Source organism: Geodermatophilus sp. SYSU D01180, assembly GCF_054050415.1.
The window spans coordinates 1-26,400 of sequence record NZ_JBJGZH010000009.1; the positions used below are offsets into that span (position 1 = coordinate 1).

General features: G+C 77.1%; 32 protein-coding genes. 22 read left to right on the forward strand and 10 right to left on the reverse strand.

Annotation, left to right across the window (positions count from 1 at the left end):
• Positions 1-123: 123 nt before the first annotated feature.
• The 3 genes from pstS to ACI8AA_RS10205 all read right to left on the reverse strand — a co-directional run bounded on the left by pstS (position 124) and on the right by ACI8AA_RS10205 (position 3,197).
• Complete coding sequence (gene pstS / locus ACI8AA_RS10195) at positions 124-1,248, reverse strand: phosphate ABC transporter substrate-binding protein PstS (RefSeq protein ID WP_457044344.1); 1,125 nt, start codon at positions 1,246-1,248, stop codon at positions 124-126.
• A gap of 243 nt (positions 1,249-1,491) precedes the next feature.
• On the reverse strand, positions 1,492-2,430 hold the full coding sequence (gene mshD, locus ACI8AA_RS10200) for a mycothiol synthase (RefSeq protein WP_457044482.1): 939 nt from the start codon (positions 2,428-2,430) through the stop codon (positions 1,492-1,494).
• The gene (locus ACI8AA_RS10205; RefSeq protein WP_457044345.1) at positions 2,427-3,197 is read right to left on the reverse strand and encodes a winged helix-turn-helix transcriptional regulator; all 771 of its coding nucleotides are present in this window, start codon (positions 3,195-3,197) and stop codon (positions 2,427-2,429) included. Before ACI8AA_RS10205 ends, mshD begins: the two co-directional genes overlap by 4 nt.
• Positions 3,198-3,296: 99 nt before the next feature.
• Here ACI8AA_RS10205 and ACI8AA_RS10210 point away from each other — a divergent pair, with 99 nt between their 5' ends.
• From ACI8AA_RS10210 to ACI8AA_RS10240, 7 genes are all read left to right on the forward strand, one after another.
• Positions 3,297-4,094, forward strand: a complete 798-nt coding sequence (locus ACI8AA_RS10210; RefSeq protein WP_457044346.1) for an alpha/beta hydrolase family protein — start codon at positions 3,297-3,299, stop codon at positions 4,092-4,094.
• Complete coding sequence (locus ACI8AA_RS10215) at positions 4,091-4,921, forward strand: hypothetical protein (RefSeq protein WP_457044347.1); 831 nt, start codon at positions 4,091-4,093, stop codon at positions 4,919-4,921. The genes ACI8AA_RS10210 and ACI8AA_RS10215 overlap by 4 nt, the downstream gene beginning before the upstream one ends.
• 16 nt (positions 4,922-4,937) lie before the next feature.
• Positions 4,938-5,627: an LmeA family phospholipid-binding protein gene (locus ACI8AA_RS10220; RefSeq protein ID WP_457044348.1), complete on the forward strand. Its 690-nt coding sequence runs from the start codon at positions 4,938-4,940 to the stop codon at positions 5,625-5,627.
• 45 nt (positions 5,628-5,672) lie between these two features.
• Positions 5,673-6,110 (forward strand): TlpA family protein disulfide reductase, encoded by a 438-nt coding sequence (locus ACI8AA_RS10225; RefSeq protein ID WP_457044349.1) that lies wholly within the window; start codon positions 5,673-5,675, stop codon positions 6,108-6,110.
• 215 nt (positions 6,111-6,325) lie between these two features.
• Positions 6,326-6,733: a DUF4395 domain-containing protein gene (locus ACI8AA_RS10230; RefSeq protein WP_457044350.1), complete on the forward strand. Its 408-nt coding sequence runs from the start codon at positions 6,326-6,328 to the stop codon at positions 6,731-6,733.
• A gap of 36 nt (positions 6,734-6,769) precedes the next feature.
• Complete coding sequence (locus ACI8AA_RS10235) at positions 6,770-7,603, forward strand: sulfurtransferase (RefSeq protein ID WP_457044351.1); 834 nt, start codon at positions 6,770-6,772, stop codon at positions 7,601-7,603.
• A gap of 2 nt (positions 7,604-7,605) precedes the next feature.
• Positions 7,606-7,899 carry a DUF1416 domain-containing protein gene (locus tag ACI8AA_RS10240; protein WP_457044352.1) on the forward strand — a complete coding sequence of 98 codons (294 nt, stop codon included), beginning with the start codon at positions 7,606-7,608 and terminating at the stop codon, positions 7,897-7,899.
• Positions 7,900-8,026: 127 nt separating this feature from the next.
• On the opposite strand, the gene ACI8AA_RS10245 is transcribed toward ACI8AA_RS10240, so the two are convergent.
• On the reverse strand, positions 8,027-8,764 hold the full coding sequence (locus tag ACI8AA_RS10245; protein ID WP_457044353.1) for a DUF4184 family protein: 738 nt from the start codon (positions 8,762-8,764) through the stop codon (positions 8,027-8,029).
• A gap of 67 nt (positions 8,765-8,831) precedes the next feature.
• Here ACI8AA_RS10245 and ACI8AA_RS10250 point away from each other — a divergent pair, with 67 nt between their 5' ends.
• The 3 genes from ACI8AA_RS10250 to ACI8AA_RS10260 all read left to right on the forward strand — a co-directional run bounded on the left by ACI8AA_RS10250 (position 8,832) and on the right by ACI8AA_RS10260 (position 11,269).
• Positions 8,832-8,978, forward strand: a complete 147-nt coding sequence (locus tag ACI8AA_RS10250) for a hypothetical protein (RefSeq protein ID WP_457044354.1) — start codon at positions 8,832-8,834, stop codon at positions 8,976-8,978.
• Positions 8,979-9,044: 66 nt separating this feature from the next.
• Entirely contained in the window at positions 9,045-9,581 is a 537-nt protein-coding gene (locus tag ACI8AA_RS10255) for an FABP family protein (RefSeq protein ID WP_457044355.1), read from the forward strand.
• Positions 9,578-11,269: a DUF885 domain-containing protein gene (locus ACI8AA_RS10260; RefSeq protein WP_457044356.1), complete on the forward strand. Its 1,692-nt coding sequence runs from the start codon at positions 9,578-9,580 to the stop codon at positions 11,267-11,269. The genes ACI8AA_RS10255 and ACI8AA_RS10260 overlap by 4 nt, the downstream gene beginning before the upstream one ends.
• Here ACI8AA_RS10260 and ACI8AA_RS10265 read toward each other — a convergent pair.
• Positions 11,266-11,949 carry a TetR/AcrR family transcriptional regulator gene (locus ACI8AA_RS10265; protein WP_457044357.1) on the reverse strand — a complete coding sequence of 228 codons (684 nt, stop codon included), beginning with the start codon at positions 11,947-11,949 and terminating at the stop codon, positions 11,266-11,268. The two genes, ACI8AA_RS10260 and ACI8AA_RS10265, sit on opposite strands and share 4 nt — an antisense overlap.
• Before the next feature lie 128 nt (positions 11,950-12,077).
• Between ACI8AA_RS10265 and ACI8AA_RS10270 the strand changes: the two genes are divergently transcribed.
• Together ACI8AA_RS10270 and ACI8AA_RS10275 are read left to right on the forward strand one after the other, a co-directional pair.
• Complete coding sequence (locus ACI8AA_RS10270; RefSeq protein ID WP_457044358.1) at positions 12,078-12,377, forward strand: hypothetical protein; 300 nt, start codon at positions 12,078-12,080, stop codon at positions 12,375-12,377.
• Positions 12,368-13,015 (forward strand): NAD-dependent epimerase/dehydratase family protein, encoded by a 648-nt coding sequence (locus ACI8AA_RS10275; RefSeq protein WP_457044359.1) that lies wholly within the window; start codon positions 12,368-12,370, stop codon positions 13,013-13,015. The genes ACI8AA_RS10270 and ACI8AA_RS10275 overlap by 10 nt, the downstream gene beginning before the upstream one ends.
• 2 nt (positions 13,016-13,017) lie before the next feature.
• Here the strand turns inward: ACI8AA_RS10275 and ACI8AA_RS10280 are convergent, their stop codons facing one another.
• Positions 13,018-13,716, reverse strand: coding sequence for a hypothetical protein (locus ACI8AA_RS10280; protein ID WP_457044360.1), 699 nt, complete (start codon positions 13,714-13,716; stop codon positions 13,018-13,020).
• Positions 13,717-14,060: 344 nt separating this feature from the next.
• Positions 14,061-15,410 carry a Na+/H+ antiporter NhaA gene (gene nhaA, locus ACI8AA_RS10285; RefSeq protein ID WP_457044361.1) on the reverse strand — a complete coding sequence of 450 codons (1,350 nt, stop codon included), beginning with the start codon at positions 15,408-15,410 and terminating at the stop codon, positions 14,061-14,063.
• Between the two features lie 128 nt (positions 15,411-15,538).
• Here nhaA and ACI8AA_RS10290 point away from each other — a divergent pair, with 128 nt between their 5' ends.
• From ACI8AA_RS10290 to ACI8AA_RS10330, 9 genes are all read left to right on the forward strand, one after another.
• Entirely contained in the window at positions 15,539-16,906 is a 1,368-nt protein-coding gene (locus tag ACI8AA_RS10290) for a Mur ligase family protein (RefSeq protein ID WP_457044362.1), read from the forward strand.
• Positions 16,896-18,230, forward strand: coding sequence for a hypothetical protein (locus tag ACI8AA_RS10295; RefSeq protein WP_457044363.1), 1,335 nt, complete (start codon positions 16,896-16,898; stop codon positions 18,228-18,230). Before ACI8AA_RS10290 ends, ACI8AA_RS10295 begins: the two co-directional genes overlap by 11 nt.
• 99 nt (positions 18,231-18,329) lie before the next feature.
• The gene (locus ACI8AA_RS10300) at positions 18,330-18,785 is read left to right on the forward strand and encodes a Fur family transcriptional regulator (RefSeq protein WP_457044364.1); all 456 of its coding nucleotides are present in this window, start codon (positions 18,330-18,332) and stop codon (positions 18,783-18,785) included.
• Positions 18,782-19,891 (forward strand): CAF17-like 4Fe-4S cluster assembly/insertion protein YgfZ, encoded by a 1,110-nt coding sequence (gene ygfZ / locus ACI8AA_RS10305; RefSeq protein ID WP_457044365.1) that lies wholly within the window; start codon positions 18,782-18,784, stop codon positions 19,889-19,891. Before ACI8AA_RS10300 ends, ygfZ begins: the two co-directional genes overlap by 4 nt.
• A complete protein-coding gene (locus ACI8AA_RS10310; protein ID WP_457044366.1) occupies positions 19,888-20,457 on the forward strand; it encodes an RsiG family protein in 570 nt (189 codons plus the stop codon). Before ygfZ ends, ACI8AA_RS10310 begins: the two co-directional genes overlap by 4 nt.
• A gap of 152 nt (positions 20,458-20,609) precedes the next feature.
• Positions 20,610-21,551, forward strand: coding sequence for an asparaginase (locus ACI8AA_RS10315; protein ID WP_457044483.1), 942 nt, complete (start codon positions 20,610-20,612; stop codon positions 21,549-21,551).
• An 88-nt stretch (positions 21,552-21,639) separates the two neighbouring features.
• Entirely contained in the window at positions 21,640-22,164 is a 525-nt protein-coding gene (locus ACI8AA_RS10320; protein ID WP_456938219.1) for a helix-turn-helix domain-containing protein, read from the forward strand.
• A complete protein-coding gene (locus ACI8AA_RS10325) occupies positions 22,161-22,901 on the forward strand; it encodes a hypothetical protein (RefSeq protein ID WP_457044367.1) in 741 nt (246 codons plus the stop codon). The genes ACI8AA_RS10320 and ACI8AA_RS10325 overlap by 4 nt, the downstream gene beginning before the upstream one ends.
• Before the next feature lie 146 nt (positions 22,902-23,047).
• The gene (locus ACI8AA_RS10330; protein ID WP_387988361.1) at positions 23,048-23,332 is read left to right on the forward strand and encodes a DUF2516 family protein; all 285 of its coding nucleotides are present in this window, start codon (positions 23,048-23,050) and stop codon (positions 23,330-23,332) included.
• Positions 23,333-23,354: 22 nt separating this feature from the next.
• Here the strand turns inward: ACI8AA_RS10330 and ACI8AA_RS10335 are convergent, their stop codons facing one another.
• Genes ACI8AA_RS10335 through ACI8AA_RS10345 form a run of 3 tightly spaced genes read right to left on the reverse strand, consistent with a single transcriptional unit; the run spans position 23,355 to position 25,327 of the window.
• Positions 23,355-23,564, reverse strand: a complete 210-nt coding sequence (locus ACI8AA_RS10335; protein WP_387988362.1) for a PspC domain-containing protein — start codon at positions 23,562-23,564, stop codon at positions 23,355-23,357.
• 51 nt (positions 23,565-23,615) lie between these two features.
• The gene (locus tag ACI8AA_RS10340) at positions 23,616-24,473 is read right to left on the reverse strand and encodes a spermidine synthase (RefSeq protein WP_457044368.1); all 858 of its coding nucleotides are present in this window, start codon (positions 24,471-24,473) and stop codon (positions 23,616-23,618) included.
• Positions 24,470-25,327 (reverse strand): class I SAM-dependent methyltransferase, encoded by an 858-nt coding sequence (locus ACI8AA_RS10345; RefSeq protein WP_457044369.1) that lies wholly within the window; start codon positions 25,325-25,327, stop codon positions 24,470-24,472. Before ACI8AA_RS10345 ends, ACI8AA_RS10340 begins: the two co-directional genes overlap by 4 nt.
• A 59-nt stretch (positions 25,328-25,386) precedes the next feature.
• Here ACI8AA_RS10345 and ACI8AA_RS10350 point away from each other — a divergent pair, with 59 nt between their 5' ends.
• Positions 25,387-26,388, forward strand: coding sequence for a UDP-N-acetylmuramate dehydrogenase (locus ACI8AA_RS10350; RefSeq protein ID WP_457044370.1), 1,002 nt, complete (start codon positions 25,387-25,389; stop codon positions 26,386-26,388).
• Positions 26,389-26,400 lie beyond the last annotated feature (12 nt).

The following is a 26,400-nucleotide window of genomic DNA, read 5'->3' on the forward strand; positions in this document are numbered from 1 at the left end:
GGGTGGTGGGGGGGGGCGGGGGGGGGGGGGGGGGGGGGGGGGGGGGGGGGGGGGGGGGGGGGGGGGGGGGGGGGGGGGGGGGGGGGGGGCCGCCGCCCGGGGCCACCCTGGATGGTGCTCCGGTCAGCCGGCGGCCGTGATGGCGTCGACCGCGGGCTGGGCCTGCTCGCGCAGGGTGTCGGAGATCGGCGCGTTGCCGGCGTTGTCGGCCGCGGCCTGCTGGCCGTCCTCGCTGATCACGTAGGACATGAAGGCCTTGACGTTGTCGGCGGTCGCCTGGTCGTCGTACTCGACGCAGCCGACGTGGTAGCTGACCAGGACGATCGGGTACTCGCCGGAGCCCTCGGTCTGCCGGTTGACCTCGATGGCGAAGTCGTACTGGCCCCGGCCCTCGACCGCGGGGGAGTTCTCGACGACGGCGGCGGCGGCCTCGGCCGACGGGGCGACGAACTCCTCGCCGACGCCCACGTTGGCGACACCGAGCTCACCGGCGCGGCTGGCGTCGGCGTAGGTCACGGCGCCGGCCGTGCTCTCGACGACGCCCACGACGCCGGACGTGCCGTTGGCGGCCTCGCCACCGGGCAGCGGCCACACGCCGTCGGGCTCCGAGGTCCACACGTCACCGGCGGCCTGGAACAGGTAGTCGGTGAAGTTGTCCGTGGTGCCGGAGTCGTCGGCGCGGTGCACGGGGGTGATCGCCGTGTCGGGCAGCTGGGCGTCCGGGTTCGCCTCGGCGATCGCCGGGTCGTTCCAGGTGGTGATCTGGCCGGTGAAGATGCGGGCGATCACGTCGGGCGTGAGGTTGAGCTGGTCGACGCCCTCGAGGTTGAAGATGACCGCGATCGGCGAGATGTAGTTCGGCAGCTCGAAGACCTCGCCGCCGCCGCAGCGCTCCTGCGCGGAGGCCAGCTCCTCGTCGTCCAGCGCGGCGTCGGAGCCGGCGAAGTCGGCCCGGCCCTCGATGAACTGCTCGCGGCCCGCGCCGGAGCCGGCCGGGTCGTAGCTGAACTGCACGTCGGGGTACTCGCCCTCGAAGCCCGCCTGCCAGGCCTCCATGGCCGCCTGCTGGCTGCTGGCGCCGGCGCCGACCAGGTCGCCGCTGAGCTCGGCGGCGCTCGCGCCGCTGCCGCCGCCGCTGCCGCCCGAGGAGCTGTCGGACTCGTTCGCAGCGCCACACGCGGCGAGCGTGAGGGTGCTGGCCAGCGCCGTGCTGAGGACGACGGCGCGCGACCGGGTGCTGAGCTTCAAGCCAGTGCCTTTCCGGAGGTGCCCGGACCTCGATGCCGGGCAGGGGAGGACCAACGGAAGGGGACGGTAGGCAGCCCAGGTGGCCGGTCCCGGGTCGCTCGATGAACGTCCGGTGAACGCGAACCGAGCCTTTACCGACCGGGTGAGAACGGCATCACGTCCGGCAGGTGAACCCGCGCGTTTCAGGTGGCGGCGGGCCTTCCCGGTGCGGCAGAAATGGCCATTTGTGCCGTGGAGCCGGGGTCAGGGGACGCGGCGCCAGGAGACGTCGACGGCATACCGCGTGAAGCCGGTGCGCTCGTAGAGCGTGACCGCCGCGGTGTTGTCCTCCTCGGTGTAGAGGAGCACCTCGTCCAGGCCGCGGGCGCGCAGGTGCGCCAGGCCGCGCCCGGTCAGCGCCCGGCCGAGCCCGAGCCCCTGGGCGTCGGGGTCGATGCCCAGCACGTACACCTCGCCGACGGCGTCCGGGCCGGCGTCACCGGGCGGGTGCACCTTCGTCCAGTGCGCGCCGAGCAGCGTGCCGCCGGCGTCGGGGGCGCCGCGCCAGGCCAGCAGGAAACCGGCCGGGTCGAACCAGGGCTCGGCCTCGCGCAGCCGCAGGTCCTCCGGCGTCCACGCGCCCTGCTCGGGGTGGGCGGCGAAGGCCCGCGCGTTCAGCCGCAGCCAGGCGGCCTCGTCCCGGCCGGGACGGAAGGCGGCCACGGACACGTCTGCCGGCAGCGGGGCGGCCGCGTCGAGGTCGGCGTCGGTGAGCGGGCGGCGCATCTGCAGCAGGACGCGCGCCCGGGTGTAGCCGCGGGTGCCGGCCAGCGCGGCGGCGGCCGGCAGGTCGCCGTGCGCCCAGACCCGCAGCGGCCGGCCGGCGGCGAGCTCCTCGAGCCGGGTCAGCAACCCGCCGCCCACGCCACGCTCCCGGGCCGCCGGCGCGACGACCAGCTCGGCCTCGGCGTCCCCGGTGCCGTCGCCGAGCTCGAGCCGGGCGTAGCCGGTCAGCCCGCCGTCGTCGTCGGTGGCGACGACGTCCCGGCCGCCGGGCGGGCCGCCGTGCTGCAGCCGCAGCTCGGCCTCCTCCGACAGCGGGCGCACGCCGTCCGCCGCCGCGGCCGCCCGCAGCAGCGCGAGGACGGCAGCGGTCCGCGCGGGGTCGAGCCCGGCGGAGTCGGAGACGGCGGCGACGCTCAGAGCAGCGGGGCCGTGGTGGGGGAGGCGCCGGCCACCGTGCTCGCCGACCGCTCGGCCTCGGCGCGGGCGGCCGCGGCGGTCGCGTCGGCCACCTGCTGGTCGAGCTTGTAGCCGACGTTGCGGACGGTGCCGATCAGCGCCTCGTGCTCGGTGCCGAGCTTGGCGCGCAGCCGGCGCACGTGGACGTCGACCGTGCGGGTGCCGCCGAAGTAGTCGTAGCCCCAGATCTCCTGCAGCAGCTGGGCGCGGGAGAACACCCGGCCCGGGTGCTGGGCGAGGTACTTGAGGAGCTCGAACTCCTTGTAGGTGAGGTCGAGCGGGCGACCGCGCAGCTTCGCCGAGTAGCTGTGCTCGTCGATGACCAGCTCGCCGGCCTGGGTGACGCCGCCGTCGGCGCCGTCGGCGGGCGTGGCCGCGGCGAGCCGGCGGGCGGTGGCCCACTTCAGGCGGGCGTCGACCTCGGCCGGGCCGGCGGTGTCGAGCAGGACGTCGTCGACGCCCCAGTCGGCCGACAGCGCGACCAGCCCGCCCTCGGAGAGGACCGCGACCAGGGCGGAGGCCACCCCGGTCGAGGACAGCAGGCTGCACAGCGTGCGGGCCTGGATGAGGTCGTGGCGGGCGTCGACGAGCACCACGTCGCCGGAGTCGCCGTCGAGCAGGCTCGACAGTTCGGGGGCCACGACGCGGACCTGGTGGCCGAGCAGCCCCAGGGCGGGCAGCACCTCGGTGGTCGCCTGACGCGCCGCGGTCATGAGCACGAGTCGCATGTCGTCTCCTCGGGGAGGGCATCGACGGCGCTGTCGAACCGAGACCGCAGGATAGCCGACGTGCGTCCCGTTCCCTCCGAGGTCACCCGAGCGCGTCCGGTGACGGCCCGCACTGAGGACGGCGTGCGGCTCGAGGGCGTCGTCGTCCCGGCCTCGGGACCGGCGACGGGCACGGTCTTCGTCGTGGCGCACGGGTTCACCAACTCCACCGCCTACCCGCCGTTCCGGCGGATGGCCGGCTGGCTGTCCCGGTTCGGCGAGGTGCGGGCCCTGGACTTCCGCGGGCACGGCCGCTCCGGCGGCGGCACGGGGGCCGGGGGCGACGACGAGCTGCGCGACGTCGACGCGGCGGTGGCCGCCGCGCGGGCCGACGGCGCGGGCGCGGTGGTGACCCTCGGGCTGTCGATGGGCGGCGGCGCGGTGCTGCGGCAGGCGGCGCACGGCCGGCACCGGCCCGACGCGGTGGTCGCCGTCAGCGCGGTCAGCCGGTGGTACGTCCGCGACACCCCGCCCATGCGCCGCGTGCACTGGCTGCTGGAGACGACGCCCGGCCGGCGGGCCGGCGCGCGCCTGCTCGGCGTCCGCCTGGCGCCGCCGTGGGACACCGTGCCGTCGCCGCCGCTGGAGGCGGTCGCCCGGATCGCCCCGACGCCGCTGCTGCTCGTGCACGGCGACCGGGACGCCTACTTCCCGCTCGAGCACGCCCGCGCGCTTGCCCGGGCGGCCGGCCCGACGGCGACCGCGTGGGTGGTCCCCGGTTTCGGACACGCCGAGAGCGCCCTCACCGCTCCGCTCGTCGAGCGCGTCGGGCGCTGGGCGTCTGCGACGATCGGGGGCGAGCGGGACGTGCCGGCGCCGACGGGGGCGCCGGGCGGTCCCGGGCAGGAGGGGACGTGACCACGGCGCTGGACTCCCCGCCGGCCGCCCGCGCCCGGCACGCCGCCGCGGCCGTCGTCGCCGGCGCCGCCGTCGCCCTGGTGCTGCTCGCACCCGACCTGCTCGGGGAGCAGGGCCGCCTGGCCGCCGTCCTCGTGTTGCAGGCGCTGCTCGTCGCGGGCTGGGTGGCCGCCACGGCCCCGGCCGGGGCGGCGGGCGTCGCGCTGGTCGGGGCCGCGGCCGCCGTGGGCGCCGACCTCGCCGTGGACCTGCTCGCCGGCGACGACCGGCCCGGCCCGGGGCTGCTGCTGGCCGTCGTGGGGCCCGCGCTGATCGTCGCGGTGCTGCACCAGATGCTGCGCCGCCCGCCGCGCACCGACGTCGTCGGCTCGCTGGGCAGCGTGGCGGTGCTGGTCTCCGCCGTGTGCGCGCTGGCGCTCCTGCTGCTGCCCGACGTCGCCGGCGACGACGGCGACGTCGCCGCCGCGCCGCTGCTGGCCGCCGGCGCCGCGCTGGTCGTCGCGCACCTCGCCGACGCCGTGCTGCCCCGCCCCGCGGTGGCCCCCGGTGCCGACCGCGGCGTGGCGGGGCTGCTGCTCGCCGTGGCGACCGGGGTCGTCGTCACGCTGGTGGCGCGCGGCACCGGCGGGACGGCCGACGTGGTCGGCGGCGTCGCGACCGGCCTGGTGCTGGGCCTGGTCGCGGGGCTCGCGGGGACCGCCGCGACGTTCGCGGTGGGCGGCGCCGGGGAGCGGCGCCGCGGTGCGGCCGTCGCCGGGGTGGCGGTCGAGGCCGTGCTGCCGCTGGCCGTCTGCGCGCCGGTGCTGCTGGCCCTCGCCGCCGTCTGAGGCCGCGGTCGCAGCCGTGCGCGCCCTGCTCGTCGTCCTCGCGCTAGTCGTCGTCCTCGCGCTGGTGGCCGACCCGGTCGTCGAGGGCGTGGCCGAGGACCGGGTCGCCGGGGCGTTGCGGGACGCCGGTGGGCTGGCCGGGACGCCCGACGTCGACGTCCACGGCTGGCCGTTCCGCACCCAGGCGGTGTCGGGCACCTACGAGGACGTCCGCATCTCGCTGACCGCCGCCGAGCTCCGGCAGCCGGAGGGGACCACGGCCGACGTCCGGCTGCGCGGGGTGCACGTGCCGCTGTCCGACGCGCTGTCGGGGTCGGTGCGCGAGGTGCCGGTGGACCGGGTCGACGGCACCGCGACGCTGTCCTACGCGCTGCTCGCGCAGCAGCTCGGCGGCGACACCACCGTGGCCCGCGAGGGTGACGGGCTCCGGGTCACCCGGACCGTGGAGGTGCTCGGGTACACCGTCCCGCTCACCGCCGCCGGGACGGTGTCGCTGGACGGCCAGGACCTCGTGGTCGACGTCGAGGAGGCCGACGCGGCCGGTGTCGACGTGCCCGGGTTCGTCGTCGACCGGGCGAGCGACCTGCTCGACCTGCGCTACCCGGTCGAGCTGCCGTTCGGGCTGGAGCTTACCGGCCTGCGCCCGGCCGAGGCCGGCGTCGAGGTCACCGCCGGGGCCACCGACACGGTGCTGCGCGCGCCCTGAGCCCGCCCGGGAATGCGCACCGGGACGGTCGGGTTGGTGCGGGGGATGAGCGGGACCGGCCTGGCGGTGCTCGCCGTGGCGCTCGTGCTGACCGCCGCGGCGGCCTGGTGGCTGCGCACCCGCGACGGCCGGCTCAGGACGGAGGAGGAGCCCGTGGGCGGACCGACCGCGGTCCTCGAGGGGCTCGGCGTGCGGCCGGGCGAGGCGGACCTGACCGTCGTCCAGTTCTCCACCGCGTTCTGCGGGCCCTGCCGCACCACCCGCGCCCGGCTGCAGCACCTGCAGGCCACCCGGCCGGGCCTGGCGTACGTGCACGTCGACGCCGAGAGCTCCCTCGAGGCGGTCCGCGCGCTCGACGTCCGGCGCACGCCGACGCTGTTCTACCTGGACCGGTCGGGCCGGCTGCTGGGCCGCAGCAGCGGCGCCCCGCGCCCGGAAGAGCTCACCGCCCTGGTGGACGCGCACACGGGCGCCCGGTCGTGATCGGCTACCCTCGCCGCGTGGGCACCCTGCTGACCTCGCGCCGCACAGTGGACCTGTGCCGCGTCGGCAGCGCCCAGTGTCCGGGCCGCTGATCTCCGGCCCCGCTACAGGGGCCCGCCGCGAGCGTGCGAGCGGTGGGGGGTAGCGGGGTCCTTCAACTGACCGCCGTCCGGAGAGCCTCCTCGATGCCCCTGAGTCCTGCCCGCACGGTCGACGTGCGCGGCCCACGCGTCGCCGCGTGGGTCACCAGCGCCGTCCTGGCCGTCGTCCTGCTGACCGCGAGCGGGTGGCTGGCCGCCGCCCAGGCGGTCGTCTTCGCCGTCGGCGCCGTCGCCGGCCTGCGGTACGCGCCGTACGCGGTGCTGTTCCGCACCCTCGTCGCCCCCCGGGTGGGGCCGGCGCGGGAGCGCGAGCCCGAGGCGCCGGTGCGCTTCGCCCAGTTCGCCGGGTTCGTGTTCGCCGCCGTCGGCGCGGCGGGGTACCTGCTCGGTGCGCCGGTGCTCGGCGCCGTCGCCACCGGGCTCGCCCTCGTCGCGGCCCTGCTCAACGCGGCCACCGGCTTCTGCCTCGGCTGCGAGCTGTACCTGACCGTCCGGCGGGCCCGTCCCGCCCGCACCGCCTGACCGTCCGCACACCCACCACAGGGAGGAAGACCCCCCATGAGCCGCAACGACGTGCTCGTCACCGCCGACTGGGCGCAGGAGAACATCGGCGCCCCCGGCATCGTCTTCGTCGAGGTCGACGAGGACACCAGCGCCTACGACAAGGGCCACATCGAGGGCGCGGTCAAGCTGGACTGGAAGACCGACCTCCAGGACCCGCTGCGCCGCGACTTCGTCAGCAAGGAGCAGTTCGAGCAGCTGCTCTCCGAGCGCGGCATCTCCAACGACGACACCGTCGTCCTGTACGGCGGCAACAACAACTGGTTCGCCGCCTACGCCTACTGGTACTTCAAGCTCTACGGCCACCAGGACGTCAAGCTGGTCGACGGCGGCCGCAAGAAGTGGGAGCTCGACAGCCGCCCGCTGTCCGCCGACGCCGTCGAGCGCCCCGCCACCCAGTACCAGGCGAAGGAGCCCGACACCTCCATCCGCGCCTTCCGCGACGAGGTCGTCGCCGCGATCGGCCAGCAGAACCTGGTCGACGTCCGCTCGCCCGACGAGTTCGCCGGCAAGCTGGTGGCCCCCGCCCACCTGCCGCAGGAGGGCGCGCAGCGCCCCGGCCACATCCCGACCGCGGTGAACGTGCCGTGGAGCAAGGCGGCCAACGAGGACGGCACCTTCAAGAGCGACGACGAGCTGCGCAAGCTCTACGCCGACGCCGGCCTCGACGAGTCCAAGGACACCATCGCCTACTGCCGGATCGGCGAGCGCTCGAGCCACACCTGGTTCGTGCTGCGCGAGCTGCTCGGCCAGCAGAACGTCAAGAACTACGACGGCTCGTGGACCGAGTACGGCTCGCTGGTCGGTGTGCCGATCGAGAAGGGGGCCTGAGCATGTGCGGTGCCCCGAGGCAGGGCGGTGCCCTCGCCGGGATCGACCTGGCCACCCAGACGGTGATCCAGGGCCAGGTGTGGCACGACGGCGCGCCGGTGGCCGGGGCCTACGTCCGGCTGCTCGACGCCACCGACGAGTTCACCGCCGAGGTGGTGACCAGCCCGGAGGGCGAGTTCCGCTTCTTCGCCGCCCCGGGCACGTGGAAGCTGCGCTCGCTGGCCCCCGTCGGCCGCGGTGAGCGCGTCGTCGAGGCCGAGGTCGGCCTGACGGAGACCACCGTCGTCCTCGACTGACGAAGGACCCCCTCGCCCCCCACGGCTCGCCAGCTCGCCGCGGGGCCCTGCGAGGGGGCCGTTCCAGCACGTCACCAGCGCCCCTCCCGGCTCCCGCCGGGAGGGGCGCTGCCGTGTGCGGGGACCGTCAGAGACGCCGGGCGACGTGCCAGGCGCCGGCGCCCAGGACGGCCGCGGCGACCATCACCCCGCCGCCCACCGTGACCCCCAGGAACCCGGCGCGCAGCACGTCGGGCGCGCGGAGCGCGGCGGCGACGCCCGCGGCCGCGCCGAGGGCGAGCAGGCCGGCCCACACCACCCAGGCGGTGTCGCGCAGGTCGCCGGGGCGCGACGGCGTCCGGCGCCACCACCGCACCAGCCAGACCGCCAGCGCGGCCGCGCCGAGCAGCGTGCTCGCGTGCTGCGCCACGTCGTAGCCGTACCAGTCCTCCCCGGCCAGGTGGCCCACCGGCGCGGCCAGGGCGCCGACGTGCCGCGTCCCCCAGCCCCACCAGTGCGTGAACTGGTCCCAGCCCACGTGCGTGGCCGCTCCCGCGGCCAGCGCCGCGAGGACCCCGGCGACCGCCCGGGGCGACCCTGCCCGGTCGCGCAGCCCCGGGGGCCGGTGGACCCTGCGGCGCAGTCCCGCCGGCGCGGCGGCCAGCGCCGGCGCGGCGAGCAGTCCGTGCCACGACGCCCAGAGCAGGCCCCCGAGGACGACGTCGAGGGTGACCACCGCGAGCGGCGCGTGCGTGGGCCAGTCCGGCCGGCCGGGGAGGTAGTAGGGCAGGTCGGGGGCGAGGCTGCCCGCGACGAGCGCCGAGGCGGGCAGGCCGGTGCGCAGCAGGGGCAGCACCGCGGCGGGGTGGCTTCCCGTGAACGGCACGCCCGCCATCCTCCCTGCAGCGGCGGGTCCCGCGGCGCCGCGCCGGGCGGGTGCCTACCGTGGCGTCGTGGTCGCCGCCTGGGTCCTCGTCGCGGTCGCCGTGCTGCTGGCGGTCGCGTGCGGCGTCACCGCCCGGCGGCTGGCCCGGCGGCCGGCCGGGCGGTCCCGCCGCGTGCCGCCGTCGCCTCCGGGCCGGCCCGCCCGCGGGCGCTGACCGCCGCGGGAGCGCAGGTCGGGGCCGGGCTACGGTGACGGGCATGTCTCCCCGGGACGCCGGCCGGTGACCGGCCCGACCGAACTGCCCGTCGCCGACACCGTCGACGTCCGCGAGGGCCCCGAGGTGGCGCACGCCCTGCTGTCGGTGCTGCCGCTGCTGGGGGAGTGGCACGGCGAGGGCGTGCTCGCCGGCGGGGACGCCGGTGACCGGCGCTTCGGCCAGTGGATCCGCTTCGCCCACGACGGCCGCGACTTCCTCGCCTACGAGTCCCGCACGTGGCTCATCGGCGACGACGGCCGGGTCGAGGGCCCCGCGTCCCGCGAGTCCGGCTTCTGGCGGCCGCGCGGCGAGGACGACGTCGAGCTGCTGGTGACCAGCGCCGAGGGCGTGCTCGAGCTGTACGTCGGCCGCGCCCGCACGACGACGAGCTGGGAGCTCACCACCGACGTCGTCGCCCGGACCCAGGACGCGCCGGACACCACCCGCGCCGTGCGGCTGTACGGCATCGTCGAGGGCGCGCTCATGTACGCCGTCGACCGCGCCGGCGCGGACACCCCGCTGCGGCCCGCCATGTCGGCGCGGCTGGAGCGGCTGCGGTGAGCGGCACTCCCCGCGAGGTCGCCGACCGCTACGTCGACGCCGTCTGCGACCTCGACCCGATCGTCGCGACGTCGCTGGGCACCCGGCCCGGCGACGACCGGTTGCCCGACCCCAGCCCCGCCGGCCTCGAGGCCGAGGCCGAGCTCACCCGCGCCACGCTGGCCGGGCTCGACGCCGTCCTCGCCGCCGACCCGGCGCTGGACGAGGACCCGATCGAGCGCCGCTGCGCCCGCCTGCTGCGGGAGCGGCTGGGCGCCGAGCTGGCCGCGCACGAGGCCGGCGAGGGCTTCCGGGCACTGTCCAACCTGTTCAGCCCGGTGCACTCGATCCGCCAGGTCTTCCTGCTCATGCCGACGGCGACCGACGACGACTGGGGCGTCGTCGCCCGCCGGATGGCCCGGGTGCCCGAGGCCTACCGCGGCTACGTGGAGACTCTCCGCGAGGGCGCCCGCCGCGGGCTGTTCGTGGCGCCCCGGCAGGTGTCCACCGTCGTCGGCCAGCTCGGCGAGTGGCTGTCCGGGCCGTTCTTCGGCGGGCTGGCCGCCGCGGGCCCGGACGCGGTGCGCGGCGACCTCGACGCCGCCGCCCGCGCGGCCGACGCCGCGGTCGCCGAGGTCCGGGACTTCCTGCGCGACGAGTACCTCCCGCGGGCCGAGGGGACGCCGGACGCCGTCGGCCGGGACCGCTACGCCGTCGCCGCGCGCCGGTGGAACGGCTCGGACCTCGGCGCGGGGCAGGGCCTGGAGGAGGCCTACGCGTGGGGCTGGGCCGAGCACCGGCGGCTGCTGGCCGAGCAGCGGGCCGAGGCCCGGGCGCTGCGGCCGGGCTCCTCGCCGAAGGAGGCCATGGCCTGGCTCGGCGAGCACGGCCCCGCGGTCGACGGCGTCGAGGCGATCCGGCAGCGGCTGCAGGCGATGATGGACGAGGCGATCGCCGCCCTCGACGGCACGCACTTCGACCTCGCCGAGCCGGTCCGCCGGGTGGAGGCGATGATCGCGCCGCCCGGCAGCGCGGCGGCGCCGTACTACACGCGCCCGGCGCAGGACTTCTCCCGGCCGGGCCGCACCTGGCTGCCGACGCTGGGCCGCGAGCGGTTCCCGCTCTGGGACCTGGTGTCGATCTGGTACCACGAGGGCGTCCCCGGCCACCACCTGCAGCTGGCCCAGTGGGCCTACGTCTCCGGCGACCTGTCCACCTACCAGACGTCGCTGGGCTCGGTCAGCGCCAACGTCGAGGGCTGGGCGCTGTACGCCGAGCGGCTCATGGACGAGCTCGGGTACCTCACCGACACCGGCGCCCGGATGGGCTACCTCGACGCCCAGCAGCTGCGCGCGATCCGGGTGGTCATCGACATCGGCATGCACCTGCGGCTGCCGGTCCCCGGCGACGCCGAGGGCGTGCTGGCCGAGCACCGCGGGCAGCCGTGGACGCCGGAGCTCGCGCGGGCGTTCGCCGGTGAGCACCTGGGCAGCGACCCGGCGTTCCTCGACAGCGAGCTGATCCGCTACCTGGGGTTGCCCGGGCAGGCGATCAGCTACAAGCTCGGTGAGCGCGCCTGGCTCGCCGGGCGGGCGGCGGCCCAGCGGGCGCGCGGCGCCGACTTCGACCTGAAGGCCTGGCACATGGCGGCGCTGTCGCAGGGCTCGCTCGGGCTCGACGACCTCGAGGCCGAGCTCGCGGTCCTCTAGTCGGCGGTCAGCCCGACCAGCGCCCCGAGCTCGGCCACCGCGCGCTCGAAGTAGGCGTCGGCGTCCTCGACCGACCCGGCGAGGTGGCCGAACAGCTCGAAGCTGACCGTGCCGTACAGCGCGCTCCAGGCCAGCAGGGCGCGCACCCGGACGGCGTCGTCGATGCCCGGGGCGTCCTGGCCCAGGATCTCGACCGCCACGTCGCCGAGCAGGCCGGGCACGCGCCCGCCGTGCCCGTGCAGCCGGCCGGCCCGGGCGGCGTCGCCGAGGACGCGGCCGAGGACGACGCCGACCCGCGACGCGGCCGGGACGGTGTCGCGCGGCGCGGTGTAGCCGGGTACCGGGGAGCCGTACAGCAGCGCCCACTCGTGCGGGTGCGCGCGGGCCCGGTCGCGCACCGCCGCGCACACCGCCGCCCAGCGCCGCTCCGGCGCCGCGGCCGGGTCGTCGGCGGCCTCGGCCGCCTCCCCGAGGGCGTCGTAGCCGTCGATGATCAGCCGGGTCAGCAGGTCGTCGCGGCTCGGGAAGTAGCGGTAGACCGCCGACGACGCCATGCCCAGCTCCCGCGCCACCGCGCGCAGCGACAGCCCGGCCGCCCCGACCTCGGCCAGTTGACGGCGGGCGGCCGCGGTGATCTCGGCGGTCAGCTCGGCGCGGACGCGCTCGCGGGCGGTGGGCACCCCGCCATGCTCCCTCGCGAGAGCGCCGCACACAAGAGAGAGCACTGCTCTTGACACGCGGCACCTGGCACGAGAGCGTCGCCCTCGAACGAGAGCACTGCTCTCGTCGGAGCGACGAGGAGATCGCCATGGCACTGCACGTGATCGTCGGCAAGGGGCCGGTGGGCACGACGACGGCGGAGCTGCTGGCCGCCCGCGGCCACCGGGTGCGGGTGCTGTCGCGCAGCGGCGGCACGTCCACCGGCGCGGTCGAGCACCGTCGGGTGGACGCCGCCGACGCCGCGGCGCTGACCGCCGCGACCGAGGGCGCCGCCGCCCTCTACAACGCGGTCAACCCCGCCTACCACCGCTGGACCACCGACTGGCCCCCGGTCGCGGCGGCCCTGCTCACCGCGGCCGAGCGGACCGGACCGGGGCGGTGCTCGTGACGATGGCCAACCTCTACGTCTACGGCCGGCCCACCGCGCCGATGACGCCGGAGAGCCCGCTCGCCGCCACCGACACCAAGGGTCGCGTGCGGGTGGCCATGTGGCGCGAGGCGCTGGCCGCGCACGAGGCCGGCCGGATCCGGATGACCGAGGCCCGCGCCGCGGACTTCGTCGGGCCGCAGGTGCCGGCCGCCCAGTCGCACCTGGTGCGCCAGCTCCCGGCGCTGCGCCGCGGCCGCCGCGCCTGGGTGGTCGGTGACCCCGACGTCCCGCGCAGCTGGGCGTACCTGCCCGACGTCGCCGCCACGCTGGCGACCCTCGGCACCGACGAGCGGGCGCTGGGCCGCGCCTGGCACGTGCCGAGCACGCCGCCGCGCTCCCAGCGCCAGGCCCTCGGCGACCTCGCGCGGGCGATGGGCCGGGAGCCGGTGCCGGTCAGCGGCATCCCGTGGCCGGTGCTCCGCGCCGCCGGCGTGCTCTCGCCGGTGATGCGGGAGGTCCTCGACGTGCGGCACCAGTTCGACCAGGAGTACGTGGTCGACGCGACGGCGACCACGGCGGCCTTCGGCCTGACCGCCACGCCGTGGGAGGAGGTGCTCGCCGCGACCGCCGGCGCGCCGGAGCCCGCGCGGGCGTGAGCTCAGGCCCGCGGCGGCACCGCGTTGACCGGGTCGCTGTCGGGCGTGACCGGGTCGGCGGGGCCGGCCGGGGCCACCTCGAGCCGGGTGGCCAGCAGCGCGTCGACGGCGGCCACCCCCGCGCCGACGTAGGTGCTGGTGAGCGCGGGGTCGGTGACGACGCACCAGGCGCGGTCGGCCGGCCACCACAGCGCGGCGCTCTGCTCGTGCGGCTCGGGGGCGAAGTTGCTGGCGGCCCGCTCCACCGGCCCGCCGGTCAGCAGCAGGTCCGCGCGGGGCAGGCGCAGCCGGGGCAGGTCGGCGGCGCCGCCGTCGTCCCAGCCGAACCAGCACTCGCCCGGCGTCGTCGTCTGGTCCCCGAGGACCGCGGCCAGCTCCCGGGCGACGTGCGCGACCAGGTGGCCCTCGGCGGGGGCGTCGTTCCACAGCCCGGGCTGGTCGGCCTCGCCGAGGTGCTCCCAGGAGCCGGTGATGCCGGGCCACTGCATGAGGCGGTGCGCCCGGGTGCCGTTGGCCGCGGCCACCTCGTCCCAGCGGACGTGCACGTCGACGTCGCCGTCGTAGCGGACGGCGGGGTGGAAGACGCGGGCGTAGGCGGGGAAGCGGGCCGGCAGGAGCGCGGCCACGGTGTCCGGGGGAGCGGCGCGGACGGCGTCGGTGAGCCAGCGGCCGGCCGGCGCGGAACGCCCAGCGGTCTGCACGGCCGCCGTTCCTCCCCCTCAGCGCGCTGGGCCGGTCCGTGCCCAGGGACGGACAACCCCCGGGCCGCTCCGCGGCGCCACCTCGGGAGGCGGCAGCGCACGGGCCGACTGGACAAGTGTCGGCAGCCCGGGGGTCGGGTGACTGTCCGGTTCTCGCTCGCCGCCGTACGACGGACGGGCGATCATGCCGTCGTTCGGATTCCACTCCGAACGGGCGGCCCATCTGGACGGCGGCTAGCGGACAGCCACCTCACGAGTCCGATAAGAATTCAATTGTTCGGACCACCTCCCCTCTCGTGTACCTCGACGGTACGTCGCAGTTCCGGGGTCGGCAACGACGTTGTTCAGCCGTCGGCGGAACCCCTGCGCAGCCCCGGAGCGCCGGGCGTGTCGGGGTCGCGCTGGTAGACGTCGGGGATGCCGTCGTGGTCGGCGTCGACCGCCTCCAGCGCCTCGATGCGCCGGTAGCGGCGGTTGCGCAGCCGCAGCACCACGCTCGCCAGCAGCGCCGACGCCAGCGTGCCGACGAGCACGCCGACCTTCACGTGGTCGTCGCGCTCGCTGCCCGCGCCGAACGCCAGCTCGCCGATCAGCAGCGACACGGTGAACCCGATGCCGCCGAGCAGCGCCATGCCGACGAGGTCCGGCCAGCCCAGCTCGTCGGCGAACTCCGCCCGGGTGAACCGGGTGACCAGCCAGGTGGCCCCGGCGATGCCGGCGACCTTGCCCACGACCAGCCCGACGACGATGCCGAGCGCCACCCGGTCGCCGAGCGACTCGACCAGCCCGGACAGCCCGCCCACGGTCACCCCGGCGGCGAAGAACGCGAAGACCGGCACGGCGACACCCGCCGAGATCGGCCGGAACCGGTGCTCCAGGTGCTCGGCCAGGCCCGGCCCCGCGCCCGGCCCGCCGGCCGCCTCGCTGCGCACCACCGGGACCGTGAACGCCAGCAGCACGCCGGCCACGGTGGCGTGCACGCCTGACTCGTGGACGAACACCCAGGTGAGCAGCGCCAGCGGCAGCAGCAGCCACCACGAGCGGACCCGCTTCTGCACGAGGACGCCGAACATCGCGAGCGGCACCAGCGCCAGCGCCAGCCACCCCACGGCGAGCGACGACGTGTAGAAGACCGCGATGACCGCGATGGCCAGCAGGTCGTCGACGACGGCGAGGGTGAGCAGGAACGTCCGCAGCGCGCTCGGCAGGTGGGTGCTGATCACCGCCAGGACGGCGAGGGCGAAGGCGATGTCGGTCGCCGTCGGGATCGCCCAGCCGCGCAGGCCGCCGTCGCCGCCCAGGTTGACCAGCGTGTAGAGCACCGCGGGCACCACCATCCCGCCGACCGCCGCGGCCACCGGCAGCACCGCCCGCCGCGGGTCGCGCAGGTCACCGGCGACGAACTCGCGCTTGAGCTCCAGGCCCGCGACGAAGAAGAAGACCGCCAGCAGCCCGTCGGCCGCCCAGGTGCCCAGCGTCAGGTCCAGGTGCAGCGACGCCGGCCCGACCCGGGTGTCGCGCAGCGCCTCGTAGGAGTCCGCCCAGGGCGAGTTGGCCCAGGCCAGCGCGACGACCGTGCCGACGAGCAGCAGGACGCCGCCGACGGTCTCCTTGCGCAGGACGGCGGCGATCCGGCTGGCCTCGGTCCACGACCCGCGGCCGAACACGCTGGTGGATCCGTGCGGGGTGGTCATCGGGCGGCTCCTGGGGAGGGGTCGGGTACGACGCCGCCGACCAGACTTCCCGGCACACCTGACGGCCACCCTACCGGCGGCCCCGTCGTCGCCGTCCGTGCACCGGACCGGTCCGTAGAGTGGGCGCCGTGGACCCCCGCCCGGCACCGCCCCCGCGGGAGCGGTCCCTCCGGCTCGCGGAGCTGGCCGGCCGGCGCGTCGGGGTCTGGGGACACGGCCGCGAGGGGCGGGCCGCGGTCGCCGCGGCCCGCGCCGCCGGCGCCGCGTCGGTCCTGGTCGCCGACAGCCGGCCCGTCGACCCGGCGTCGCTGCCCGACGGCGTCACCGCCACCGCCGAGGTCGCCGACCTCGCCGGCTGCGACGTCGTCGTCCGCTCGCCGGGCATCAGCCCCTACCGCGAGGACGCCCGGGCGCTGGCGGACCGCACGCTCGTGACCACCGGCACCGGCGTCGCGCTCGCCGAGGCCGCCGCGCGCGGGATCCCGGTCCTCTGCGTCACCGGCACCAAGGGCAAGAGCACGACCAGCGCGCTGGCCGCCGCCGTCCTCACCGCCGCCGGCCGCCCGGCCGTGCACGCCGGCAACATCGGCACCCCGCTGCTCGACGTCCTGGACGGGGTCGGCGACCGCACGCTCGTCGTCGAGGTCTCCAGCTACCAGGCCGCCGCCGTCCCGGACTTCGCCGGCCGCGGCGCGCTCACCTCCCTCGCGCCCGAGCACCTGGACTGGCACGGGTCGGTCGAGACCTACTACCGCGACAAGCTGCGCGTCTTCTCCTCCTGCCCGGAGCGCTCGGTGGTCGTCAGCGCCCCGGCGCGGCCGCTGACCGCCGGGTACCTGGACCCCGCGCAGCTGGTCGACCCCGCCGACGTGCTCCCCCCGGGCCTGAGCGAGGCCGTGCAGCCGGTGCACCTGCCCGGCGCGCACAACCGCAGCAACGTCGAGGTCGCGCTGGCCGCCTGCGCCCTCCTCGGCCTGGACCTCGCCGCCACCGCCGACGCCGTGACCGGCGCCGTCGCCGCCTTCCGCGCGCTGCCGCACCGGCTCGCGCCGGTGGCCACGCTCGGCGGCGTCACCTTCGTCGACGACACGCTGAGCACCACCCCCGTCTCGGTGCTGGCCGCGCTCGACGCGCTGGCCGGCCGACCGGTCACGCTCATCGCCGGCGGCCAGGACCGGGGCCTGGACTACACGGGCCTGGCCGCGACGTTGGTGGCCCGTCGGGAGGAGGTCGCCCTGGTGACCGTCCCCGACACCGGGGCCCGGCTGGCCGACGACGTCCGCCGGGCGGCCGCCGGCGCCGCCGTGCGGGTGACCGAGACGGCGTCGCTGGCCGAGGCGGTCGCGGCGGCGATCGCCGGCACCGCCCCGGGCGGCGTCGTGCTGCTCTCGCCCGGCGCCCCCAGCTACAACCGCTTCCGCGACTTCGAGGAGTTGGCAGCCACCTATGAGCAGATCCTCGTCGACGCCGGCGCCGACCGCGTCCGTGCGTCCTGAGGTCGGCGCCTTCGTCGTCGCGAGCCGGTCCCTGGACCGCGCGACCGGCGAGGCGGCCTTCACCTACCGGCTCGGCGACGACGAGTTCACCGAGCGGCTCACCCTCGACCCGACGCTGCTGACCGGCGCCGCGCCCGCGCAGCTCGGTGCCGCCGTGGAGGCCGCGCTGGACCTCGTGCACCTGGTCATGGGCACCAGCTACTACAAGCTGGCCGCGCCCGGCCGGGTCACCGTGGAGCGGCCGGTCACCGCCGCGCAGCTCGCCGTCGCGCAGGCCGCCTACACCCACGGGCTCGGCGAGTTCGCCGCCGTCAACCACCTGCCGGTGCCGCACCGGGTCGAGTTCGACGCCGAGGTCCGCGAGCCCGGCCCGGTCCCGGCCGGCGGCGGGCGCGGCGCGCTGCTGCCGGTGGGCGGCGGCAAGGACTCCGCGCTGGCGCTCGTCGTCATCCCCGACGGGACGGCGCTGGCGGTCAACCCCACCGGCGCGCAGCGCGACGTCGCCCGCGCGGCCGGCGTCCCGCTGGTCGAGGTCCGCCGCAGGCTGGACCCGCTGCTGGCCGAGCGGACGGCGCAGGGCGGCCTCAACGGGCACGTGCCGGTGACGGCGATCAACTCCGCGATCGCCACGCTGGTCGCCGTCCTCGGCGGCCACGACCCCGTGGTGTTCGCCAACGAGCGCTCCGCCGACGAGGAGACGCTCACCGTCGACGGCGCCAGCGTCAACCACCAGTACTCGAAGTCCTACGAGTTCGAGCGCCTGTTCGCCGCGGCCGCCGCCGAGGTCGGCACCGGCTACTTCAGCCTCACCCGGCAGCTGTCGGAGCTGGCCACCGTGGCCGCCGTCGCCGCACTGCCGCTCAAGGCCGACATCCTCAGCTGCAACCGCTCCTACACGCAGGAGCACCTGGGCGGGCGGGCCGAGCAGCGCTGGTGCCTGCACTGCGACAAGTGCCTGTTCACGTTCCTCTGCTTCGCGGTCTTCCTGACCCCGGCCGAGGCGGAGGCGATGTTCGGCGGGAACCCGCTGGCCGACGTCACGCTGGCCGACGGGTTCCGGAGGCTGTGGGCCACGGAGAAGCCGTTCGACTGCGTGGGCGAGCGGGCCGAGAGCGCGGCGGCGATGGCGCACCTGGCGGCCAGCCGGTCGTGGGGCGACGCGCCGGTCGTGCGGGCGCTCGGCGCCGAGGCCGCGGCCGCCGCGGAGGTCACCGGCGCGACCGTCGCGCGGTTCCTCCCGCCGCGCGGCGAGCACGCCATCCCGGAGCGGTACCTCGAGTCCCTGCAGCGGGTGCTGGCGGACGCCCGCAGCGCCGTCGCCTGAGCGAGGACCTCTTCCGCTTGCCTCTCGGCCCCTCTGCAGGGGCCCGCGCCGAGCGTGCGAGGCGTGGGGGGCAGAGGGGTCCTTCACTACGCTCGCCCCGTGACGACCGAGCACGGTCCGGCGCCGCTGGCCGAGCGGCTGCGGGCGCAGGGCCTGCGGCTGACCCCGCAGCGCCAGCAGGTGCTGGCCGCCGTCGCCGCGCTCGACCACGCCACCCCCGAGGCCATCGGCGCGCGGCTGCGCGAGGAGGCCGGGCCCGGCGGCGCGGCGCCGGACACCTCGACCGTCTACCGCACCCTGGAGCTCCTCGAGCGGCTCGGCCTGGTCTGGCACACCCACGTGGCCAAGGGCGCGCCGGTCTACCACGCCTCCGAGCACCCGCACCTGCACGTGGTCTGCGCCACCTGCGGGGAGATCTCATCCGCCGACCCCGCGCTGCTGGAGCAGGCCGCGGAACGTCTGGCCGCCGACCTGGGTTTCACCCTGGACGTGGGGCACGTCGCGCTGTCGGGCACGTGCCGCCGCTGCCGAGAGTCCGGGACGGAGAACACATGACCACCACCTCACCGCTGGCCGCACGGGCGGGCGCCGTCGTCGCGGAGGGCGCGACCGTGGCCACCCACTACGGCGACCCGCTGCGCGAGCAGCGGCTTCTCGCCGAGGGCGCCGGGCTCGTCGACCGCAGCGACCGCGACGTGCTCACCGTCCCCGGCGCGGACCGGCTCACCTGGCTGCACAGCCTCACCAGCCAGCACCTCGAGCGGCTGGCCGACGGCACCGGCACCGAGGCGCTGGTCCTCTCCCCGAACGGGCACGTCGAGCACCACCTGGTCCTCGCCGAGCTCGGCGGCACCACCTGGGCCGACGTCGAGCCGGGCACGGGCGCGGCGCTGCACACCTTCCTCGACCGGATGCGGTTCATGCTCCGCGTCGAGCCCGCGCTGGTGACCGCCGACCGGGCGCTGCTGTCGCTGGTGGGCCCCCACGCGCCGGAGGTGCTCGCCGCCGCCGGGCTGCCCGCGCCCGACGCCCCGTACGCCGTCACCGCGCTGCCCGACGGCGGCTGGGTGCGCCGGATGCCGCCCCTGGGCGACGGCGGCGCGACCACGTTCGACCTGCTCGTCCCGCGCGCCGACCTCACCGCCCGCGCCGACGCGCTGACCGCCGCCGGTGCCGGGCTCGCCGGGCTGGACGCCCACGAGGCGCTGCGGGTGGAGGCCCGCCGGCCGCGGCTGGGCGTCGACTCCGACCACCGCACCATCCCCAACGAGCTGGAGTGGCTGACCACCGCCGTCCACCTGGAGAAGGGCTGCTACCGCGGGCAGGAGACGGTCGCGCGGGTGCACAACCTCGGCCGCCCGCCGCGGCGGCTGGTCCTGCTGCACCTCGACGGCGTCAGCGAGGACCTGCCCGTCCCGGGGACGCCGGTGACCTCCGGCGCCCGCGAGGTCGGCCGCACCGGCACGGTCGTGCGGCACCACGAGCTCGGCGTCGTCGCGCTGGCCCTGGTCAAGCAGTCGGTGGCGCCCGGGGCGGAGCTCGCCGTCGGCGGCTCGCGCGCCGCGGTGGACCCCGACGACGCCCCCGCCGCGCTCGACGACACCCGGGCCGCGGCCCGCGACCGGGTCCGCGCGGTCCGGTCTGCCACCATCGGGCGGTGACCTCCGCAAGCTCTGGCCCGACCCCCGCCGGCGGCGCCGCCGTCGACGCGCTGCTCGCCCCCGGTCTCCTCGTGGGCGTGGAGTCCCGCCCCATGGGCGAGGTGCGCGGGCTGCGCCGCCGCGCCGAGCAGGAGGAGGTCAACCTCTCCTACACGCGGCGGCTGCTGCAGGGCCGGCTCGACATCGTGCGGCGCGAGCTGCAGCGCCGCGCCGAGCACGACGGGCGTTCTCTGGTCGACCTGCTGCCCGAGATCCTCGCCGAGAAGGGCCGCGGCCCCGCGCACGGCCTGGGCCGGCACCAGACGGTCCAGCCGGCCGCGCCGGAGGAGTACGAGTCCTGGGTCAACGCGCTGACCCCCGACGTCGACCTCTCCGCCGTCCCCGACCTCGACGACGCCGCCCTCGAGCGGGCCGCCCGCGCGCTGGCCGCCGCCGAGGGCTCGCTGTCCGAGCGGCGCCGCGGCGTGCAACAGGTGATGGACGCCCTCGCCGGCGAGCTGGCCCGCCGGTACCGCAACGGCGAGGCCGACGTCGCCGCCCTGCTCGCCGACGAGGGCCGGCACTGATGAAGGACCCCCTCGCCCCCCTTGAAGGACCTCCCTGCCCCCCACCGCTCGCAAGCTCGCGGCGGGACCCTGCAGGGAGGCCGACAGAGGCTCGCGGCGGGACCCTGCGAGGGGGCCGTTCCAGTACGTCGTCGTGGCCGGACGCGCCGGTCCTGGTCGAGGTCTGGCGCTCGGGGTTCCTGGAGTCGGTCCACCGCGGCGCGGTCGTCGTCGTCGGGCCCGACGGCGGGGTGCGCTGGTCGGCCGGTGACGTCGCCCGCCCGGTCCTGCCCCGCTCCTCGAACAAGCCGGTGCAGGCGACGGCCTACCTCGCGGCCGGCTGGCAGCCGCGCTCGGGCGAGGAGCTGGCCATCTCCGCCGGCTCGCACGCCGGCGAGGACGGCCACCGCGCCCTCGCCGCCTCCGTGCTCGCCGCCGCCGGCCTCGGCCCGGACGCGCTCGGCTGCCCGGCGGCCCTGCCCGGGCACGAGCCGACCCGCGCCGCCTGGACGGTCGCCGGCCGCGAGCCGGAGCGGCTGGCGTTCAACTGCTCGGGCAAGCACGCCGCGATGCTCGCCTCCTGCGTCGCCGCCGGCTGGCCGACCGAGGGCTACCTCGATCCCGGCCACCCGCTGCAGCAGGCCGTCGAGGCCCGCCTGTCCGACGCGGCCGGCGAGCAGGTGGCCGCCGTCGTCGTCGACGGGTGCGGCGCGCCGCAGCACGGGTTGTCCCTGACCGGGCTGGCGCGCGGCGTCGGCTCGCTGGTCGAGGCGGCCGAGGGCACCGCCGGGCGGGCGGTGGCCGACGCCGTGCGGGCGCACCCCTGGTACGTCGCCGGCACCGGCCGGGACGACACCGACCTCATGACCGCCGTCCCCGGGCTGCTGGTCAAGGGCGGGGCCGACGGCGTGCACGTCGCCGCGCTGCCCGGCCGCGGTGCGGTCGCGTTCAAGCTCGACGACGGCGGCGACCGCGGGCGCGCGCCGGTCCTCGCCGCCGCGCTGCGCCGGCTCGGGGTGGACGCCGAGGCGCTCGCCCGCTGGTCGGTCACGCCCGTGACCGGCGGCGACGGCGTCGTCGGCGAGATCCGGTCCTCGGCGGTGCTGGCCGCCTGACGGCGACACGCCGGGTGTGAGCGGACTCACGCCCCGGTGCTTGCTCCTGCGCTTGCAGTTGCTAGCACCCGTGGTTAGCGTCGTGGACGTGCAGACCCCCGGCGAGTTCGTGAGCGGTCAGGTGAGGTCGGTCCGCGAGAAGGTGGACCAGCTCGCCGGCAGCGTCGCGGAGACCGTCGCGGCCGAGGCCCAGCAGGTCTCGGCGGTGCGCTCGCAGGTCGGGGAGTACATCCGGGAGCAGCGCAGCGCCGCCCGGGTGTCCCTGCGCGAGCTCGCCCGCACCGCGGGGGTGAGCAACCCCTACCTGTCGCAGGTGGAACGGGGGCTGCGCAAGCCGTCGGCGGAGATCCTCGCCGCCATCGCCCGGGGTCTGAAGATCTCCGCCGAGTCGCTCTACGAGCAGGCGGGCATCCTCGACCGGCGGGCCGGCAACCCCGACACGGTCGCGGCCATCCGGTCCGACGACCAGCTCTCCGAGCGGCACAAGGCCGTGCTCGTCGAGTTGTACGAGACCTACGTCCGCGAGTACGCGGCGACCCGCACCACCGCCCCGAGCACCGTCCCGGGCGCCACGCCCGGTTCCGACCCGACCCCCTCCAAGGAGTCCGCATGAGCACCGCCACCACCCTGCTGGAGCAGGTCGCCGAGCGCGGCCGCCGTCAGTTCCTCGTCGCCGTCGGCGCCGGTGACCTCGCCGTCGAGCAGGCCCGCACCGTCCTCGCCTCGCTGCGCACCCTCCCCGGTGAGGCCCAGGTCCAGGTCGACCTGGCCACCAAGGAGGCCCGCACCCGCGCCGAGCAGGCCGCCGACCGCGCCCGCGAGGCCGTCACCCACGCCCGCGCCAACGGCCGTCAGCTGGCCGGCGCCGTCCGTCCCGACGCGGTCGTGAGCACCGTCTCGACCCTGGTCGAGCAGGCCCGCACCCAGGCCACCGCGACCATCGAGCAGCTGGCCGAGCGCGGCGCCGACGTGCTGCAGGAGCTGCGCCGCCAGCCCGGCTTCCGCCGCTTCGTGGTCCGCGCCGAGCAGGCCGTCGACACCGTCGAGGACGCCGTCGAGGAGGTCATCGAGGAGGCCGCCGAGGCCGTGAACGAGGCCTCCGACGAGGTCACCTCGCTGGTCCAGAAGGCCGCCTCGAAGACCACCAAGGCCGCCGCCAAGGCCGAGGAGGTCGTCGACCAGGCCGCCGACCAGGCCAAGGCCGCCATCGAGGAGGGTGCCGAGGCCACCGACGAGGCGACCGCCAAGGCCGCCCGCAAGCCGGCCAAGCGCACCACCGCCGCCCGCGGCAAGGCCACCGGCACCTCGACCCGCGTGACCCGCACCCGCACCGCCAAGACCACCGACTGAGCACGGGCCCTCCTGCCCGCGCAGGAGGGCCACGCGAGACCAGGGCCCCGGAGCTGCCACCGCGCTCCGGGGCCCTGTCGCGTCTGCGGGGTGAGACGTCCCCCGCGGAGGGGCCGTGACGGCGTCCCGGCGGGTACCCTCCGGGCATGGGGTTCGACTGGGCCGTTCTCGAGGGCCTGCGGCTGGTCCTGCTGGCCGTCGCGGCCTGGGCGTTCGTCGACGCCGTCATCCGCCCGGCCGCGGGCTACGTCGCCGCCGGCAAGCTGAGCAAGCCGGCCTGGGCGGCGATCACCGCGCTGGCCGCGGTGGTCATCTACCTGCAGGGGCCGATGACCTTCCTCGGCCTGCCCGCGGTGATCGCCACCGTCGTCTACCTGGTCGACGTGCGGCCCGCGGTCCGCGGGGTGCAGCGGGGCAACAGCAGCTGGTGAGCCGGCCCGCCGGGACGGCGGGTCACCAGCGGTCGTCCGCGGGCATCAGCACCCACAGGACGAGGTACGCGATGAACTGCGGCCCCGGCAGGATGCACGAGACCACGAACGCCAGCCGCAGGGCGCCGGTGGAGATGCCGTAGCGGCGGGCGATCCCGGCGCACACACCGGCGATCATCTTGTTGCGGGTGTCGCGGGCGAGACGGCGCGGAGCCGGAGCGGGGTACGTCATGACCCGACACTAGGCGCGGCCGGCCGTCCCGGACATCGGGGAAGACCCTGGTCAGCGGCCGAAGACCCCTGGGGGAGGCTCCGGTGAGGGCACGGCGCCGTCGTCGTGCACCGGCTGCGCCCTCCCGGTGAACCGGGCGAGGTCGGGGCCGGCCACCACCCGCGCCGGCATCGGGTCGCCCGCGCAGCGCCGGGTCAGCCCGGCCACCGGCAGCTCGGCGTCGGAGGCCACCGCCACCAGGTTGCCGAACCGCCGTCCGCGCAGCGTGCCCGGCTCGGCCAGGACGGCGACCTGCCGGAAGACGGCGCACAGCGTGGCCACCTGGCCGCGGGCGAAGCGCAGCGGCGGGCCGTCGGCGACGTTGGCCGCCAGCACCCCGCCCGGCCGCAGCACCCGGTGCACCTCGGCGGCGTACTCGACCGTCGTCAGGTGGGCGGGGGTGCGGGCGCCGGCGAAGACGTCGCTGACGACGACGTCGGCGCTCGCCGTCGGCAGCGCGGCGAGGCCGGCCCGGGCGTCGGCGGCGCGCACCCGCACCCGGGCGTCGCGGGGCAGCGGCAGGTGGGCGCGGACCAGGTCGGTGAGCCGCTGGTCGAGCTCGACCACCCGCTGCCGCGAGCCGGGGCGGGTCACCGCGACGTAGCGGGCCAGCGTCAGCGCGCCGCCGCCGAGGTGGACGACGTCGAGCGGCTCGCCCTCCGGCGCGGCGAGGTCGAGCACGTGTCCCATCCGGCGCACGTACTCGAACTCCAGGTGCGCGGGGTCGTCGAGGTCGACGTGCGACTGCGGTGTGCCGTCGACCATCAGCACCCAGGAGCCGTCGCGGTCGGCGTCGCCGAGCAGCTCCGCGGTGCCGCCGTCGACCTCGGTGGGGCCGGGCGGGAGCACCTCCGGCCGGGGACGCCTCACGCCGGCGCGACCGCGGACCAGCGGACGGTGAGCTCGCCGTGCCGCCAGCGGCGGCTGCTGCCCACCAGGGGCCAGCCGTCGTCGGCCAGCGCCTGCACCGCGGCCGTCCAGCGCTGCCGCGGCCCGAACGTCGACAGCCCCGCTGCCGCGGCCCACGCGGCGTCCAGGGCGCGCAGCAGGTCGTGCACCGGCCGGCCGGGGACGTTGTGGTGGATGAGCGCCTTGGGCAGCCGCTCGGCGAGGTCGGAGGGGCGCTCGAGGTCCGCGACCCGCGCGGCCAGCGTGAGCGTCAGCGGCCCGTCGGCGTCCAGGGCCACCCAGGTCGCCCGCCGTCCCCACTCGTCGCAGGTGCCCTCGACCAGCAGCCCGCCGGGGCCCAGGGCGGCGCACATCGTCTCCCACGCCCGCGCGGCCGAGGACTCGTCGTACTGGCGCAGCACGTTGAACGCCCGCACCAGGACCGGCCGCAGCCCGGCCAGCTCGAACCCGCCGACCCGGAAGTCGACCCGGGGCGGGTCGCGGTCCCCGGCGACGGCGGTGACGCGCGCGGGGTCGATCTCCAGGCCGACCACCTCGAGCCCCGGGACCTCCGGGCCCAGCCGGTCGGCCAGCTCCAGCGTGGTGACCGCCGACGAGCCGTAGCCCAGGTCGACCACCAGCGGGCGCGCCGCGTCGCGCAGCCGCGGCACCTGGGTGGTGACCAGCCAGCGGTCGACCCGGCGCAGCCGGTTGGCGTTGGTGGTGCCCCGCGTGGGCAGGCCCAGCGCCCGCGCGCGGCCGGCGGCCAGGCGGGGGTGGGCCTTCCTCGGCGCCAGGTTCGCCCGGCGCTTGTGCTCGCTGCCCCCGTCGCTCACCGGCCCCGAGGGTAGTCGCCCCGCCCGGCGGCCTCGCGCGCCGCGGCTACCGTGGGCTGGTGCTCCTCCGCTCCGACGCCCGTCTCGCCGACCTGACCACCCTCGGCATCGGCGGGCCCGTCGAGCGGCTGGTCGAGGTCACCGACGCCGCCGAGCTGGTCGCCGCCGTGCGGGAGGCCGACGAGGCCGGGCGGCCGCTGCTGGTGCTCGGCGGGGGCTCGAACCTGGTCGCGCCCGACGAGGGCTGGGCCGGCGACGTCGTCGCGGTGCGCAGCCGCGGGGTCGAGCGCCGCGGCGAGGTCCTCGAGGTGCAGGCCGGCGAGGACTGGGACGACCTGGTCGCGCTCACCGTGGCGGAGGAGCTGGCCGGGATGGAGGCGCTGTCGGGCATCCCCGGCTCGACCGGCGCCACCCCGGTGCAGAACGTCGGCGCCTACGGCCAGGAGGTCGCCCAGACGATCACCGCGGTGCGGGTGTACGACCGCGCCGAGAAGCGCGAGCGCACGCTGACCAGCGCCGAGTGCGGCTTCGGCTACCGCGACAGCCGGTTCAAGCGCGAGCCCGGCCGGTTCGTCGTCCTCACCGTGACCTTCGCGCTGGACGCCGGTCCGCTGTCCCGGCCGGTGGGCTACGCCGAGCTGGCCAAGCGGCTCGGCGTGGACCTCGGCGGGCGGGCGCCGCTGGCCGACGTCCGCGCGGCGGTGCTGGAGCTGCGCCGAGGCAAGGGGATGGTGGTCGACCCGGCCGACCCCGACACCCGCAGCGCCGGGTCGTTCTTCACCAACCCGGTCGTCCCGGCGGAGCGGGCCGTGCCCGGCTGCCCGAGCTGGCCGGCCGGCGACGGGCTGGTCAAGCTCAGCGCCGCGTGGCTGGTGCAGTCGGCCGGCTTCGGCCGCGGCACCCGCGAGGGCCGGGTCGGGACGTCGTCGCGGCACAGCCTCGCGCTGACCACCGAGCCCGGCGCCACGGCGGCCGAGCTCATGGCCTTCGCCGACCGCGTCGTCGCAGCGGTCCGCGAGCGCTTCGGCGTCACCCTGGTCCCGGAGCCCACCCGGTTGTAGACGGCGGTGATC

What these genes read in the sequence shown, in the direction of transcription:
- ACI8AA_RS10205 (WP_457044345.1), bottom strand. Translation starts at nt 3,197, where the DNA reads ATGCGACTCGTGCTCATGACCGCGGCGCGTCAGGCGACCACCGAGGTG.
- ACI8AA_RS10225 (WP_457044349.1), top strand. Translation starts at nt 5,673, where the DNA reads ATGAGCGGGACCGGCCTGGCGGTGCTCGCCGTGGCGCTCGTGCTGACC.
- ACI8AA_RS10235 (WP_457044351.1), top strand. Translation starts at nt 6,770, where the DNA reads ATGAGCCGCAACGACGTGCTCGTCACCGCCGACTGGGCGCAGGAGAAC.
- ACI8AA_RS10240 (WP_457044352.1), top strand. Translation starts at nt 7,606, where the DNA reads ATGTGCGGTGCCCCGAGGCAGGGCGGTGCCCTCGCCGGGATCGACCTG.
- ACI8AA_RS10270 (WP_457044358.1), top strand. Translation starts at nt 12,078, where the DNA reads ATGGCACTGCACGTGATCGTCGGCAAGGGGCCGGTGGGCACGACGACG.
- nhaA (WP_457044361.1), bottom strand. Translation starts at nt 15,410, where the DNA reads ATGACCACCCCGCACGGATCCACCAGCGTGTTCGGCCGCGGGTCGTGG.
- ygfZ (WP_457044365.1), top strand. Translation starts at nt 18,782, where the DNA reads ATGACCACCACCTCACCGCTGGCCGCACGGGCGGGCGCCGTCGTCGCG.
- ACI8AA_RS10325 (WP_457044367.1), top strand. Translation starts at nt 22,161, where the DNA reads ATGAGCACCGCCACCACCCTGCTGGAGCAGGTCGCCGAGCGCGGCCGC.
- ACI8AA_RS10330 (WP_387988361.1), top strand. Translation starts at nt 23,048, where the DNA reads ATGGGGTTCGACTGGGCCGTTCTCGAGGGCCTGCGGCTGGTCCTGCTG.
- ACI8AA_RS10335 (WP_387988362.1), bottom strand. Translation starts at nt 23,564, where the DNA reads ATGACGTACCCCGCTCCGGCTCCGCGCCGTCTCGCCCGCGACACCCGC.